The organism is Sediminibacterium sp. TEGAF015, from assembly GCF_025997995.1.
Taxonomy (GTDB): domain Bacteria; phylum Bacteroidota; class Bacteroidia; order Chitinophagales; family Chitinophagaceae; genus Sediminibacterium.
Window position 1 is genome coordinate 2,607,567 of sequence record NZ_AP026683.1, and the last position, 15,506, is coordinate 2,623,072.

Annotated in this window: 10 protein-coding genes; 2 read left to right on the top strand and 8 right to left on the bottom strand. The window is 36.6% G+C overall.

What is annotated here, in order from left to right; genetic code table 11:
• Positions 1 to 76: 76 nt before the first annotated feature.
• Positions 77 to 2,470, top strand: a complete 2,394-nt coding sequence (locus TEGAF0_RS11700; protein WP_264898450.1) for a TonB-dependent receptor — start codon at positions 77 to 79, stop codon at positions 2,468 to 2,470.
• Positions 2,471 to 2,525: 55 nt separating this feature from the next.
• Here the strand turns inward: TEGAF0_RS11700 and TEGAF0_RS11705 are convergent, their stop codons facing one another.
• The 3 genes from TEGAF0_RS11705 to TEGAF0_RS11715 all read right to left on the bottom strand — a co-directional run bounded on the left by TEGAF0_RS11705 (position 2,526) and on the right by TEGAF0_RS11715 (position 7,757).
• On the bottom strand, positions 2,526 to 4,496 hold the full coding sequence (locus tag TEGAF0_RS11705) for a beta strand repeat-containing protein (RefSeq protein ID WP_264898452.1): 1,971 nt from the start codon (positions 4,494 to 4,496) through the stop codon (positions 2,526 to 2,528).
• 90 nt (positions 4,497 to 4,586) lie between these two features.
• Positions 4,587 to 7,202 carry a beta strand repeat-containing protein gene (locus TEGAF0_RS11710; protein WP_264898454.1) on the bottom strand — a complete coding sequence of 872 codons (2,616 nt, stop codon included), beginning with the start codon at positions 7,200 to 7,202 and terminating at the stop codon, positions 4,587 to 4,589.
• 15 nt (positions 7,203 to 7,217) lie between these two features.
• Positions 7,218 to 7,757: a T9SS type A sorting domain-containing protein gene (locus TEGAF0_RS11715; protein ID WP_264898456.1), complete on the bottom strand. Its 540-nt coding sequence runs from the start codon at positions 7,755 to 7,757 to the stop codon at positions 7,218 to 7,220.
• A 217-nt stretch (positions 7,758 to 7,974) separates the two neighbouring features.
• Between TEGAF0_RS11715 and TEGAF0_RS11720 the strand changes: the two genes are divergently transcribed.
• Positions 7,975 to 8,418: a DUF2721 domain-containing protein gene (locus TEGAF0_RS11720; protein ID WP_264898458.1), complete on the top strand. Its 444-nt coding sequence runs from the start codon at positions 7,975 to 7,977 to the stop codon at positions 8,416 to 8,418.
• 37 nt (positions 8,419 to 8,455) lie between these two features.
• On the opposite strand, the gene TEGAF0_RS11725 is transcribed toward TEGAF0_RS11720, so the two are convergent.
• From TEGAF0_RS11725 to TEGAF0_RS11745, 5 genes are all read right to left on the bottom strand, one after another.
• Positions 8,456 to 9,178, bottom strand: a complete 723-nt coding sequence (locus tag TEGAF0_RS11725; protein WP_264898460.1) for a hypothetical protein — start codon at positions 9,176 to 9,178, stop codon at positions 8,456 to 8,458.
• A gap of 126 nt (positions 9,179 to 9,304) precedes the next feature.
• Complete coding sequence (locus tag TEGAF0_RS11730; RefSeq protein ID WP_264898462.1) at positions 9,305 to 9,871, bottom strand: hypothetical protein; 567 nt, start codon at positions 9,869 to 9,871, stop codon at positions 9,305 to 9,307.
• A gap of 166 nt (positions 9,872 to 10,037) precedes the next feature.
• Entirely contained in the window at positions 10,038 to 13,139 is a 3,102-nt protein-coding gene (locus TEGAF0_RS11735) for an efflux RND transporter permease subunit (RefSeq protein WP_264898464.1), read from the bottom strand.
• Positions 13,140 to 13,142: 3 nt separating this feature from the next.
• A complete protein-coding gene (locus TEGAF0_RS11740) occupies positions 13,143 to 14,243 on the bottom strand; it encodes an efflux RND transporter periplasmic adaptor subunit (RefSeq protein ID WP_264898466.1) in 1,101 nt (366 codons plus the stop codon).
• Entirely contained in the window at positions 14,227 to 15,471 is a 1,245-nt protein-coding gene (locus TEGAF0_RS11745; RefSeq protein ID WP_264898468.1) for a TolC family protein, read from the bottom strand. Before TEGAF0_RS11745 ends, TEGAF0_RS11740 begins: the two co-directional genes overlap by 17 nt.
• Positions 15,472 to 15,506 lie beyond the last annotated feature (35 nt).

Sequence of the window (15,506 nt, forward strand, 5' to 3'; positions counted from 1 at the left end):
GAAAAAAATTGCAACAATGATGTAAAAATATCATTGACTCTCTTATATTTGCAACAAAGTAGCAAAAAATAAGAATATGAAGTCATTGGTATTGAGTTTGTTTTTATGCAGTTGGATTACAGCTGCCGCTTTTGCGAATGGCTCCATCAGAGGTAAAGTGACTGACGCAAGCAACGGGAAATCCTTGGTAGGGGCATCCGTTTATTTACATGAATTAAGAACAGGAACAGTAACGGGAGCTGATGGTATGTATCAGACCGCTGAGATTCCATCAGGTACTTATTTAATGGAAGTAAGTTTCATGGGTTATAGTACTTATTTTAAAACAGTGCGAGTTGATAAAACACAGGAAATAAATATAGTATTAAAACCATCTGTGGTAGAACATGAAGCAGTAACCGTTACAGGTGTGGCTTCTGCCATTCGCCTTAGTCAAAATCCACAGGCCATTTCAGTAGTTAAGAAAACTGATTTACAGCGAAGCAGTGGCACGAATATCATTGACGCTTTGAGTAGAATTGTACCTGGTGTAGGCGCATTGAGTACAGGGCCCGCAGTGAGTAAACCAATCATTAGAGGATTGGGATACAACCGAGTAATCACGATTAATGACGGGGTTCGCCAGGAAGGACAACAATGGGGAGACGAACATGGAATTGAAATTGATGAAGCCAGTGTTCAGAGAGTGGAAGTTTTAAAAGGACCTGCTTCTTTATTATATGGTAGTGATGGAATGGGTGGGGTAATTAATATTATTTCGAATGTGCCAGTAGAAAGAGGTATTATGAAAGCCAACTACCATGTGGCCACCAATAGCAATAATGGACTCATTAGTAATCATCTAAACTGGTCTGGACATACTATGAATGGTTTCAATTGGAATTTGTATGGGTCTTTCAAAAATGCGCATGCGTATCAGAATAAATATGATGGCAGAGTGTTGGGCAGTCAATTTAATGAAAGAAATTTCGGAGGATATATTGGCGTGAACAAGAAATGGGGATATAGTCATTTATTGGTTAGCAATTTCAATCAAAACTTTGGTATGATTGAAGGAGATAGAGATGATGCAACTGGTAAATTTATTTTGTTTGCAGGATCTGCTTTGGAAAGGATTGCTACTGAGGCAGATTTAAAAGACAGGAAGGCGCAAGCTCCTTCACAAGGGATCAATCACTTTAAAATTGCGCTCGATAATAATATTGCATGGGGCAGCGGAAGATTACAGTTGAATGTAGGCTTTCAGCGCAATCAGCGAAAAGAATTTGGAGACCCTGAAGCCCCTGGTATTCCTGAATTGTACTTTGATTTAAAAACAGTAAACTATAATGTGCAATATCATTTTGCTGAGAAGAATGGTTGGAAAACTAGTATGGGGATCAATGGTATGCAACAGCAAAATCAAAACAAAGCAGACGAAGTTTTGATTCCGGAATACAGGTTATTTGATGCAGGCGCATTTGTGTATACTCGCAAAACTTTCAATGAAAAATTGACATTGAGTGGAGGTGTGAGAGCCGATTACAGAAAGCTGAATGCAGATGGTTTTACTGAAGGAACTGAAGTAAAGTTTGAGCGCTTTAGCAGAAACTTCAATAATATGAGTGGTTCAGTCGGCCTTAGCTATAATGCCTCTGAGAATGTAACATTGAAGGCCAATGTATCTAGAGGATACAGGGCTCCATCAGTAACAGAATTAGCGAGTAACGGGGCTCATGAAGGAACCAATCGATATGAATACGGTGATAAGGATTTAAAAAATGAAACATCTTTTCAAGTAGATGCAGGCGTTGAAGTAAGAACACAGCACTTTAGTTTTCAAGTAAGTGCTTTCTACAATAGTATTAGCAATTATATATTCTACTCTAAGTTGAATAGTGTATTGGGTGGCGATTCATTGGTAAATAAAGATGGAGAAGATTTGATGGCGTTCCGATTCAAACAAAGTGCAGCCCGCTTATATGGATTTGAATCTAAAATTGATATCCATCCGCACCCATTAGATTGGTTACACTTAGCAAGTAGTTTTTCTGTAGTTGCCGGAAGATTTAATGAAAGTTTTGAAGGGGTGAATCGTTTGCCCTTTATTCCCCCAGCAAGATGGACAACTGAGTTGAGGGGTGATTTTGCAAAAGCTGCAAACGGTTCTTTAAAAAACTTCTACTTGAAATTAGAATTAGATAGAGTATTTGCACAGAATAATATTTTCTCTGCATACAATACAGAAACAGTTACACCAGCTTTTAGCTTATTAAATTTTGGAATTGGCGCAGATGTACAGCGCAAGGGAAAAACCTTGTTTACCATTCACGCAGCAGCGAATAATATTGCAGATGTTGCGTATCAAAACCATTTAAGCAGATTAAAATATACCTCTGAAAATATGGTTACGGGTCGTATGGGAGTATTTAATATGGGTCGAAATTTTACCCTCCGATTGCATGTTCCTTTAGAATGGAAACTAAAATAGTTTCATTTGGTTTGTTTAGATTTAGAAGATGCGCACCCCGAAGGGGTGCGTTTTTTTATCTAAATGGACTTTCAAGAATCCAATTTGAACCATCGCTAAAAACAACTAGTGAGAAATTAGCATCAAATGAAAATGCACCCCAGCCAAAACCACTTATTGTCTGAGAACTTGTAGTTAATATATTCCCTTTGATGTCAACAGATGGGCTAGTTCTATTTGCTATCACATATCGTTGCCCGGCTCTTGTTGTTGCATCGGGTAATGTGATTTGAGCAGTGCTACTAGTAACTTTTAAATAATAATGGTTATCGCCTAGAGTAATATCTCCTGTTATTGTATTATAAGCAAATTTGGCACCAGTGCCATTTATTCTTCCACCAGCCGTAATTGATCCTGTTGCTGTTAAAGCACCTGTAGCATTGACCAAAACATTAGAAGTTCCTCCAATCAAAACTGAATTAATAGTATTATTTGTTGCATCACTTCCAATTGCAACACTGTTTTGTTGACTTGCTGTTGCATTTTTTCCAATAGCGATTCCGTTTTCTCCTGATGATGTAGTATTGTCTCCTATTGCAATAGTATATACGTTTGTGGTTGTTGCAGGTGAACCAATCGATATGGAATTTAAAGAATTAGCTGATGCTGTATTGCCAATCACAATTCCATTAATATTGCTTGCTGAAGAATTTCGTCCAATTGCAACAGAGTTATTACCTGTTACAGTGGCATTAATTCCAACGGCAACAGCCTCTTGAGCGCTGGTAGTAACATCTGCACGAAATCCAATTCCAACATTTCCATTGTTTGTTGTGCTTCTTAATGCTTCCCAGCCAACTGCTGTATTATTAGATGTTGTAGTATTCGCACTTAAACTATTTTGTCCTACAGCTGTGTTTGCATTTCCTGTCGTATTTGCAGTTAATGCAAAATGTCCAATTCCTGTATTGTTTGAACCACCATTTGCAAAAAGGGCCGACTTTCCAACAGCTGTATTGTTAGATGTTGTAGTATTTGAATTCAAGGCAGCTTGGCCTACAGCTGTATTGCTAGTTCCGGTACTATTAAATGTCAATGCTCCTTGTCCAATCCCTGTATTATTATCGCCACTTAGATTTGCTGATAGTGCCCCTTGACCTATACCAGTATTATCTAAACCAGAGTTATTTGAGGTTAAAGCTAGAGCGCCAAATGCTGAGTTTCTTAAACCGCTATTTGTATTTGCTTTTAAAGCTTGTGAACCAAATGCAGTAATATAGCTTGAATTATTAGTGGTTGAATTTGTTTCAAATCCAAAACTAGTATTTCCAACATTCGCATCAGGATGTATTTGTCCTGAAAATGTATTATTCACTCTAAATCTCAAAGCAACAGCATCTGTCGTTCCTAGAAAATTATTTGAAACGTTAAGTCCGGAGTTGCCTACAATATTCCAACTGGATGTTGAAGTAGCAATGCTATTAGCTGAATACCATTGGGATGCTGAAGTGGCGTAGAATTCTGCATACGAGTTCGCAGGAACGCTAGAGAATGCAGCGTTTGTACCTAATGTATTTATTTGTGCACTTGAAGCTGGATAAACATTTATAGGGTTTGCACCTCTATTGATAATGGTTACTTGCCTTCCAGACTGTGCAACTGGTAAAGTAACAGCTGATGATGCAGCTGCAGTTGTTATAACATTTATATCGTTAGTAAGATTGAGACTTCCTTGGCTATTTGCTCCTGCTGTTAGCCCTGTTGGAGTGTTTGTGTAATAAATGGCTGGTGTATTTATAGTTGGTGAATTAAGAGTTAGTCCGGCAACAGTTGTAGTTGTACTACCTAACGATATGCTTGTTGATCCTAAAGTAAATGAGCCATTACTTGTCAGTTTTGCATTACTTACTGCACCATCAGCAATTTTAGCAGAAGTAATGGCATCATTTGCAATGGTTGTTGCATAAGAACCAGGGGCATTGATAACGTCTCCTGTTAGTTGCCCAAAGTTGGAAGCTAATAATGTTCCAGATACATCAGTTCCCAATGGAATTGTTGTATTAAAACTTGGAGTAGATCCACTCCATTTGCTGTAACCTGTGCCAGAAATTGCTGCTTGCTTATTATTGAAATTAATCTAATCAGTACTAGTTAATAAACCTCTATTTGAAGCAGATGAACTAGGAAGATTAAAGGTATGCGTTGAACCTGTAGATGTTATTCCAAAATCAGTTCCAGATGAGCCGGTTGCAAAACTTTGTGATGATCCAAGATTTATTGCAAGTCCATTTAGTGATATTGAACTGTTAGCAAGTTTTGCGTTCGTTACTGCGTTGTCAGCAATTTTTGTGGTAGTAATTGCATTATTACTTATTGTTGTTGCATAAGATCCGCTAACATTCGTTACATCTCCTGTAAGTGCACCAAAGTTTGCCGCTAATAAAGTTCCTGAAACGTCAGTTCCCAATGGAATTGTTGTATTAAAACTTGGAGTAGATCCACTCCATTTGCTGTAACCTGTGCCAGAAATTGCTGCTTGCTTATTATTGAAATTAATCCAATCAGTACTAGTTAATAAACCTCTATTTGAAGCAGATGAACTAGGAAGATTGAACGTATGTGTTGATCCAATTGAGCTGATATTAAAATCAGAGCCTCCAGAACCTGCTAATAAGGTTTGAGAAGAGCCAAGCTCAACTGGTAATCCATTAATAGTAATTGATTTATTTATCAATTTAGCATTCGAAACTGCACCATCAGCAATTTTAGTAGTAGTAATTGCATTATTTATAATTGTTGTTGTATAAGAACCTGGTGTATTGGTAACGTCTCCTGTTAGCTGGCCAAAATTTGCAGCTAATAATGTTCCTGATACATCTGAGCCTAAAGGAATCTGATTATTAAAACTGATGGCAGAACCGTTCCACTTCCCATAGCCTATTCCACTTATTGCTACTTGTTTATTATTGAAAGTAGACCAATCAGAGCTTGAAAGTAATCCTCTTGCACTGGCCGAAGCTGTTGGGAAATTAAATGTATGATTTGTTCCAGAAGAAATGATATTAAAGTCGGTGCCGATAATGCCGCTTGAAAAAGTTTGATTGCTTGATAAGGATAAGCCATTTAAAGTTGTAGAACTTGAAATTCCCCCCAGCCCTGCCAATGTATAATTTGGAATATTCAACACATTCCCACTTAGTGTTGCAGGTCCGCTTGAACCTGTTGTTGTTAGTCCTGTAATTCTGCTTGTGTAGGCGGTATTGAAATTGCTGAAATCATTGCTACTTAAAAGACCTCTATTGGTAGCAGAAGCTGTTGGAATATTAAAACTGTGTACAGTTCCTGCCGAGCTAATATTAAAATCATTTCCAGTACTTCCTGTTGCAAAACTTTGTGAGCCTCCAAGTGCCAATGGTAAGGAGTTGATAGTTATACTATTATTAGTCAATCCAATATTACCATTTGCGTAAGTAATATTCGTTCCAGCGCTCAATTGATTCCGTACGTCATTTGTAAAATTTCCAAGACTTAAATCGCCTCTAAAATATTGTGTGGTCGTTCCTAATGGAATCGCATTTTGTTTGTTATTAAATGTGTTCCAGTCTCCAACCGTTAGCAGACCGCTTGTTGTTGCAGTAGCCGTTGGAATTGGATTCGAAGTAATATTTGTGATAAGCCCTTTGTTATTTGCCGTGATTGAAGGAACTGTAATATTATTACCAAAAGTACCCACTGCACTATTTACAGTTGCCAATGTTAAAGGTAAAACAGGAGCTGTTCCGCTGCTAGTAGAAACACCCGTAGCATCTCCAGTAGCTGTTACAATAATGGGTTGATTAGCGGTTAAATAAGTATTGTTGTCTACAGATCCATCGGCTTTTAAAAACTGTGCGGCAATTCCTCCTGCTCTAATAATGCGAGCTGCCGTGATATCATTGTTGAAAGTTTTATTTCCACCAAAGGTTTGTGCATTGGGTGTAATTAAACCTCTGTTCGCAATTGAAGCATCAGGAAAATTAAATGTATGTGTCTTTCCTGCTGATATAATATTCACATCTGTGCCATTAGTGCCAACAGCGAAATCCTGTGAATCACCTAAATTCAAAATCAATCCGTTTAAAGTAACCTTGCTGTTTACCAGTTTTATATTGGCAATGGTATTGTCCTGAATTTTTGGATTAGTAATAGCCTGATCAGCAAGTTTGGCGGTGGTTACATTTAGATCTGCAATTTTTGGAGTAGTTACGGCCTGGTTGGCTAGTTTGCCCGTGGTTACTGCCAATGGGGCAATGATGGGATTGGGATAGGTTGAACCTAATAAGTCTCCTCCTGCAGGACCAACTGGGTATGCTGCATTGGCAAATAGTGCATAGGGAACAGCCTGTAATTGCGAAGTCCCTGCTTGAAAATAATTGTTACCTCCTTCTGGATCAATCTCAACCTGTAAATATTTATTTCCACTAATCCAGTTGATGGATGCCATGCTTCCTAATACATTGCTGGCTCCTGGGCTACCTATCACTACAGTGAATAGTCCAAATTGATTGGTTCTTACATTTCTTGTTTCAGAATATACAATTGAGCCTGTTTGTGATCCATCTCTTATGGATAATCTGATACCAACATCTCTAAAAGTTAAGGCAACACCATTTGCGTTTCTGGCTATTGCCTGATAATTCAGCTGCTGTGCTTCTGAACGCACCATAACACCAAACATACTCATAAAAAGAAGCACTAAAAATCTCTTACACATACATCAATATTTTAATTACCGTAGTTTCAATAATTTAAACACACCGTGTTTTTTTAATTGCCCTTTGCTATATAAAGTGAGCATCAGGTAATAGGGTCCTGATGCATATTTGCTAAAATCTATGGTTTGGTGAACGGGTAATGTATTGTATTGGAATTCTCTTACACCATGGGTATTACCTAATAAGTCTAGCATTCTTAGTACTACTCTTCCTGTGTCTCTGCTGAATAAATCAAATTGTAATAATGTGCTAACTGGATTAGGATAGTATTTTACTTCTTCTTTATTCCATCCTTGAATAGGGACAGTTTGTAAGTCTTCCGGAATAAATGGCTGGAGTACGCCTTGGGTCAATAAATACATGCCCCCATTTACAGAGAATGTTTCAATCATCGTGGATTCTCCTACACTCCATATCAAACTAAAATTGGGTATTGTTGGGGAGCCTCTGAAAACATAATTCCCACCCGAGCTATTTAATGTAGCCGGTGCAATTATTTGTCCATTAACCCATAGGGTTAAAAACAAAAAAGCAGATAGTATACAAAATTTCATAACCGGGGGGGTTAAGTACTTCTATAAACGAATTTTTGATTCGTTTAGTTTCTGAAAGATAAATTAGATAAAGCTTTTGCTGCTTCTGATTTTTAGAGTGATTTATGGTTTCTATGTAGTATCAGCACTACAAAATAGGTTTTTACACCTATTTGCTTACGACTGTTAGTCTTTACCGTTTAATATGTTTAAAATTTAAATTTGTAACTTGAATCATATGGACATAAGTATTAATACTCCGGCACTTTTATTTCCTGCAATTAGTTTGATTATGTTGGCTTATACCAATCGTTTTTTGGCATTGGCTACTCGTGTCAGAACTTTACACAATGAATACAATACATCAGAAAACAAGCCCGTGCTTCATGGTCAAATTAAAAACCTCCGATTTCGAATTAAATTAATTAAGCAGATGCAAGCTTTGGGCGTAATGGCTTTTTTGAGCTGCATTATATGCATGTATTTTATTTATATAGAATGGATGATTATGGCGCACTGGGTCTTTGCTTTCAGTTTAATTAGTTTCTCTAGTTCTCTGGCTATTTCACTTTGGGAAATTCAATTGAGCACTAAAGCGCTGGAACTGGAATTAAGTGATATGGAGGGATTAGAAGACCCTACTGTAATAGAGTACATAAAAAGTAAATTCGAAAAGGAATAGCTAACTTTTTTGAAAACGGATTGAGTTGTTCAAATTCTTATGCTTCTTTCAAAAGATCCTCTAAAAATGTATTGTTTTTCTCATCTATATAATATTCAAAATAGCGTTTGTCTTCCTGGCTTCTTACATTGCCTATTAATTGATTATGGGTTGGATAAAGAAAGCTGAATTTCTCATTGATGCTATTAATAACTTCACTTCTTACTTTTTTCTGAAGACCCTGATTTTTGTCTTTTATGCCCAAGACATAGTTAATTTCATTAACGGGGGTGGTTTCTTTTTTCTTGGATTTTTCTAGCAACACTTGCAGCAGTTGCTTTTCTGTTTCAGAAAAACGAATTTTGGCTACCGTTGTAGAAGTTACAGAAATTGGATCGGAAGAAGATAGAATAGCTTCTCTGGCTGCCTTGGCCTTTCTTTTTCTGGCTGCTGTTGCTGCTAAAATGAGAAAAATCGGAGCAATACCAATTGCTAAGCCTGTTTTGCTCTTTTTCCAGACTTTAAAATTCGATTTTTCAAATTTTGACAAGGGGACTTTTACAGAATCGTATTGCCAGGTCCTTCCATTTAAATAGTAGATAGTGCCATTATCATAATACCCTAGATAATTCTCATTAATTCTGGCAATGGATTGAGAAAATCCAGGGTCTTTATATTCTCTCACTTCATTATTTTCAAAGTCAACTAAATAAGTTTTATTATCAAAACTGATTAATTGACCAAAATCAGTAGGGAATATCCATTTTGTATATAATAACATCGATAGGTAATCAGGGTCAGTTTTGCCAAGCTTTTTCCATTCATGAGTAGAAAGATTTAATTTATAAGCATGGTTATCATTTAAATCTTTCTCAGCTCGATCTTTTAGTCCTCCGTTAATTATTGTTTAAAAAGGAATATAGAGCTCACTGGATTTATTATTAAACCAAGACAAAATACCTGCCGTACCAATTTGATTAATATATGGAATATGAATCTCTTCATTCAAGGGTACCGCATCCCATTCCATGTCTTTTGGATTATACTTTCTTAATGTGCCACTGGATCGCCAGAACCCATATCCTCCGATATTGTAGATCTCTTTTTGGTGAGTAAATAAATATGCCTCAAAATTATAATTCAGGTTTTCTGTGTCATCTATTCTTCTGAAGATATAATTTGAATCCGATGAATTTTTTAGTTGATACAATAATCCTGAACCATTAAAGTGAATAAATAGTTCACCTGAAAGGGAAAAGAACTGATACCGGCGTTCTTTTAAAAAAGGATGTTTTGGACTTACAAAAGGGTATTCGGGGGAACGTAAAGGCTGAATAAGCTTTTTTTTACCCATTAAGTCTGTGAAAAAAGCCGATTTTTTCATGACTAAAACGCTATCCCAACCGTTTATATCTGAAGAAAAACACGGTTTTACTGCATATAACAAAACAATAAAAAAGGCCAGTTTTCTCATGAAATGGGACAATTGGATAAAGATTTCAATGCAAAATATAGGAAATAACCTATTTAATCACCAATTCCTTTACCTTTTTCCAATTGTACCCATTCGATAAGACGTTATTTTGATTCTCATAACTGCCAGTCGCCAAGATTTTTGATAACCGGGGGGGAATCAACAATCAAAGCGGCTGGTTTTTTTGGGGGCGATTGAAAACCCAGAAGATGATGGGGAAAATGAACAGGGTTAAAACAGTAGCGGTTACCAATCCCCCAATAATAACTACTGCCAAAGGTTTTTGACTTTCTGAACCAATTCCTGTACTGATTGCTGCTGGCAATAAGCCAGTTGATGCCATTAAGGCGGTCATGACCACTGGTCGGGTTCTTACCTTAACCCCTTCTTTGATGGCGGCTACCAAATCCATCTTCTTTTTCATGTTTTGGTGGAACTCACTAATCAGGATAACCCCATTTTGAATACAAATTCCAAAGAGGGCAATAAATCCGACCCCTCCCGAAATCCCGAAATTGATGCCTGTTAAATGAAGGGCAATAATCCCCCCGATAATCGCGAATGGAACATTCGTAAGTACCAATAAAGAGTCCTTGATATTGCCAAACATGATGAATAAGAGTACAAAAATGCCAATCAAACTTACGGGTATCATTTGCGCCAACGTGCCAGTTGCTCTTACCTGATTTTCAAACTCCCCTGTCCAGCCAATGGAGTATCCGGTTGGTAAACTGATATTGTTTTTCACGTTTTTCTGTGCTTCTGCAATCGTACTTCCAAGGTCACGGTCTCTTACAGAAAATTTTACTCCTATAAATCTTTTGGTATTGTCTCTGTAAATAAATGCGGGCCCAGTAATTTTTTGAACACTAGCTATTTCCTTTAGTGGAATTTTTGATCCATCAATTGTGGGAACTTTTAAGTTGGCCAAATCTGTCTCATCTTTTCTATACGCTTTATTATAGCGGATTCTAACATCAAACTTTTTTTCACCTTCATATTTCTGAGTAGCAGTTTTACCCCCAAATGCCATTTCCAATACAGCCTGTGCATCAGAAAGCTGTACCCCATAGGCGGCCATTCTTTCTCTGTTTAGAATTACACTGATTTCAGGTTGTCCTACATTTCTAAGAATGCCAACGTCTTTGATTCCTGGTACATGTTCAATTTGGGCAATTACTTTATTGGCAATTCTGTCAAGCTCTTCCAAATCATCGCCATAAATTTTTACAGCATTGGATGCATTTATGCCTGCAACACTTTCAGCCACATTATCAATGATAGGCTGAGAATAGTTGTATCCAACGCCCTGAAATTTGCTCAGGCTATCATCCATTTCTCGTACCAGATCGTCCATCGTTCGTTTGTGTTTCCATTCTTCCTTGGGCTTTAAATTCACTTGCATCTGAACATAGTAGAAGCCGCTTGGATCTGTTCCATCATTGCTTCTTCCTACCTGACTTAATACACCATTTACTTCTGAAAATTTTTGTAATTCTTTTCTTAATACAGCTGTTCTTTCCACTGTTTCAGAAAGACTCTGGCTCATGGGGAATTTAGCTTCTACCCAAAGGGCACCTTCATTTAATTGCGGTAAAAATTCAGTTCCCAAAAATCGGGTTGAAAATAAAGTGATACCCAATAAAGCAAATGCTGCTATCAAAGATTTTTTCTTGTGGGTGAATGTCCAGTTAAAGCCTCTTTCTACCCATTTATTCCAGAAATCTAAAAATGGATTGTGTTTTTCTTTTACATTTTTATTTAATAGAATATGACATAATAAGGGAACTAAGGTTAGTGTAAACAATAGCGCACCCAATAAAGCAAAACCCAGTGTATAGGCTAAAGGGGAGAACATTTTACCTTCTACCTTCTGAAAGGCAAAAATGGGTAATAGCGCAGTAATGATTATCAATTTGGAAAAGAATATGGCTTTACCCAATTCAGTTCCGGTTTTCTTAATGACACTACCTATCGCTAATTTATTATAAACATTCATGCCTCTTTTCATAGCAATATGATCCAAAGCTACAAATACACCTTCTACCATTACAACCGCACCATCTATGATAATACCAAAATCCACCGCTCCCAAAGAGAGCAGATTGGCGCTCATGCCTTTTAATTTTAAACAGAGAAAGGCAAACAGTAACGACAATGGAATAATAATGGATACCGTAATAGTTGTTCTCCAATCTGCCATGAAAAGGAATACAATAACCGTTACAAAAATGATTCCTTCCACCATATTGTGCATAACGGTGTTGGTAGTATAATTCATTAGGTTGTCACGATCGTAAAATGTTTCCATTTTTACATCATCAGGAAGAATACGATTGTTCAGGTCTGCAATTTTATCTTTGATTCTACCCAGCACTTCTTTGGGATTTTCTCCCTTTCTCATAACAACAATCCCCTCGACCACATCGTTCTGGTTATTCAATCCTACTTGTCCAACCCTAGGCATGGAAGATTCAGTTACATCTGCCAGGTTTTTTACAAGAATAGGATTGTCCCCAGCCTCTTTCACAATAATGTTTTCGATATCCGCTATTGAACTTAATAATCCCACTCCTCTTACAACATATGCCTGTTTATTTTTTTCAATCACATCTCCACCCACATTGAGGTTTCCTTTGTTAACAGCTTCAAATACTTCTAAAGGAGTTACGTCGTATTTGGAAAGTCTGTTAGGGTCTACACTTACTTCATAGGTTTTTTCCTGTCCGCCAAATGCAACAACATCCGCCACTCCTTGCACAGCTCTCAGTTGTCTGTCAATTACCCAGTTCTGGATGGTTAAAAGATCTCTCGAATCTCTTTTCTTGCTTTTTAATGTATAACGGAACACTTCTCCAGTTGGACCATAGGGTGGCTGAACATCAGGAACAACTTCTTCTGGCAACGAAACATTGCGCAATAAATTATTCACTTGCTGACGTGCATAAAAATCGTCTACACCATCTTCAAATATGATTTTGATAACTGAAAGACCAAACATAGTAATACTCCGAACACTTGTTTTCTTTTGAACAGAGTTCATAGAAATTTCAATTGGAGTCGTTACGAATCTTTCAATTTCTTCAGCACTTCTTCCGTTCCATTCTGTAACAATAATGATCTGTGTGTTCGTTACATCGGGAAATGCCTCAATTGGCATTGTTTTAAATGCAATGATTCCGGAAATAACGAAGAGGCTTACCCAAAAGAAAGTGAATGCTTTATTCTTTAAAGAAAAAGCAATTATATTTTTAATTAGTTTGTTCATCTTTTAATCATTTAATGCATCATAAACCAAAAGCTGATTGGTAGTCATTACAGTCTCACCTTCCTTTAAACCAGATGAGATATAGGTTATATCTCCAATCTGACGATAGATAGTTACTTCTCTTGTTTCAATATTTGTTTTACTGTGAAAAATCATTACAAAAGTTTTGCTTTTGTCAAAAACAATTGCTGATGATGGAATGGCAATCATTTTCTGATCTTCTATATAGGATAGCTGAATTGTTGCACGCATTTCGGGTTTTAATAAGAAGCCGTCATTTTTCAATTTTACCCTAGCTTTCATCGCCTTGGTCTCGGGATCAATGATGTTATAAATCTTGTCTACTTTACCGTAAAACTTTTTATCAGGATACGAGAGAGTCGAAATTTCTGCATCTACCCCCAGTTTTACTTGACTGATATCGCTTTCATTAATATTTGCCATAGCCCATACATCGTCAATTTGTGCAATGTCGAATATATTGTCTGTTTTATCACTTCTTAGTAACATGCCTTCATTAATGTTTTTCTGAATCACAAATCCGGATATAGGAGCCCTTACTTCGTATATAGCGCCTAATTTGATATTGTAAATTTGATAGGTTTCTTTAATCCTGTTTAATTGTGAACTGGCTTTGTCTACTTCATTTTTTGCTTCTATGATTTCTCTTTCCGTGTTTAGTTTTCCTTCATATAATTCCTTTGCCACCTTTAATCTGTTTTGTGCAACCAATAAGTCATTCTTTGCATCTAGTAAATCTTTTTCAATACTGGCTACTTCAGTACTTCTGATAGTTGCTAACAGTTGTCCTTTTTCAACATAATCACCCAGTCCAACATTTACCTTCGTTACATTTCCACCTACAATGGGAAACACTTCAATCAGTTTATTATTATCGGCTGTTATTTTACCATAAAAATTCAATTGATTTCTGGTATTGGTAAAAACAGCCTTCGCTGTCTGTGTGCTCGAAAGCATTTTATTGCTCATCACAAAAGATTCTTTTTCTGCTGATTTAACTGTTGATTCATTACAGGCAGATAATATGAACAATGGTGTCAGAATAAAGCCCCAAATGCTTTTTGATTTAAAATATGTTTTCATTAGCTATATAATTAATGGTTTCTTTACTTAGTATAATTTGCTTTTTAATTTCATTGATATAGAGTATGCTTTGATTGTAGCTCTCAATAAAATCTGTGAACTCAATCAATGAAATATTTCTTTTTTGAAAATTCTGAATCACACCTGTATATACGGTTTCAAAGTCACCCATCGATTGCAGGCTTTTTGACAATTGACTTTGTTGGTAATTCAGGGTATTGTATGCAGTAGCCAGTTGGGCCGACAAGCTAGTTTTTGCCTGATCAATATCTACAGAAGATTTACTTAACAAAGACTCCGCTACTTTAATATTTCCTCTGTTTTTATTTTTAAAAGGCAAACTCATTCCAAAAGTGAGCGTAACCTGATTACTAAAGGCGCCGCCACTTTGGTCATATGTTCCACCAATGGTTAGGTCAGGCTTAGCGATGGCTTTCTGCCATCTAAGATTAATTTCATCTTGTTCTTTTTGCTTAACTGCTTTTAAATAGTTTGGATTTTTTTCAAGTGCCTTTCCCTGCAATTGTGCCAACGTAAAAATAGATGGCGTTAGCATTTGCTGATTTAAGTCAGATTCATTTCCAATGGCTGAAATGTTTTCATTGGTATTGGTTAAAATCTGCAGATTTTCCTGAAAGGCCATTACTGTCTTCTGAATATCATTAATATCATTCCTTAGTGAAAGGGCAAGTGATTCTAGCCTAACTACTTCTTTTAAAGCAACATTTCCTTTGTTTGCCTGAACTGTATAAGCTTTAATTAATTCATCTAATTGTGTAATCTGTTTTTCAAGCTGCTTTATTTTCAATTGTCCAAAATAGACTTCATAAAAACTTGACTTTAACTGATACGAAAGATTGCGAAGCAATTCTTCATATTGTAATTCTGCCAGTTGCACATTCGATTGTGCAAATTCAATTTCTGACTTCTTTTTTCCCCCCATGTATATCAATTGCTGAATAGCAAGGGCTTTCTGTCCTTTCTTTCCAATGTCGAATACTTGTTTGTTGTTGGGATTATAGAAGTTAACTTCTCCGGAAACATAAGGTTGCTCCCATATTCTGGCCTGAATTACAGCCGCCTTACTTCCAGCGATATTGTATTGCTCACTTAGTAATTGAAGATTGTTCTTTTGAAATAGAATTTCACAATCTTTAAGCGATAATGAGGTTTGTGCATTTGCACTAAACGAGAATATTAAAAAAAGCATTCCAAGTGTTCTGGCCATAGTAGTGTTATTTGGCACTACAAAGCTTGGATACT

Coding starts and splice junctions, on each gene's coding strand:
- TEGAF0_RS11700 (WP_264898450.1), top strand. CDS start 77: ATGAAGTCATTGGTATTGAGTTTGTTTTTATGCAGTTGGATTACAGCT.
- TEGAF0_RS11710 (WP_264898454.1), bottom strand. CDS start 7,202: ATGTGTAAGAGATTTTTAGTGCTTCTTTTTATGAGTATGTTTGGTGTT.
- TEGAF0_RS11715 (WP_264898456.1), bottom strand. CDS start 7,757: ATGAAATTTTGTATACTATCTGCTTTTTTGTTTTTAACCCTATGGGTT.
- TEGAF0_RS11720 (WP_264898458.1), top strand. CDS start 7,975: ATGGACATAAGTATTAATACTCCGGCACTTTTATTTCCTGCAATTAGT.
- TEGAF0_RS11725 (WP_264898460.1), bottom strand. CDS start 9,178: ATGTTATTATATACAAAATGGATATTCCCTACTGATTTTGGTCAATTA.
- TEGAF0_RS11730 (WP_264898462.1), bottom strand. CDS start 9,871: ATGAGAAAACTGGCCTTTTTTATTGTTTTGTTATATGCAGTAAAACCG.
- TEGAF0_RS11735 (WP_264898464.1), bottom strand. CDS start 13,139: ATGAACAAACTAATTAAAAATATAATTGCTTTTTCTTTAAAGAATAAA.
- TEGAF0_RS11740 (WP_264898466.1), bottom strand. CDS start 14,243: ATGAAAACATATTTTAAATCAAAAAGCATTTGGGGCTTTATTCTGACA.
- TEGAF0_RS11745 (WP_264898468.1), bottom strand. CDS start 15,471: ATGGCCAGAACACTTGGAATGCTTTTTTTAATATTCTCGTTTAGTGCA.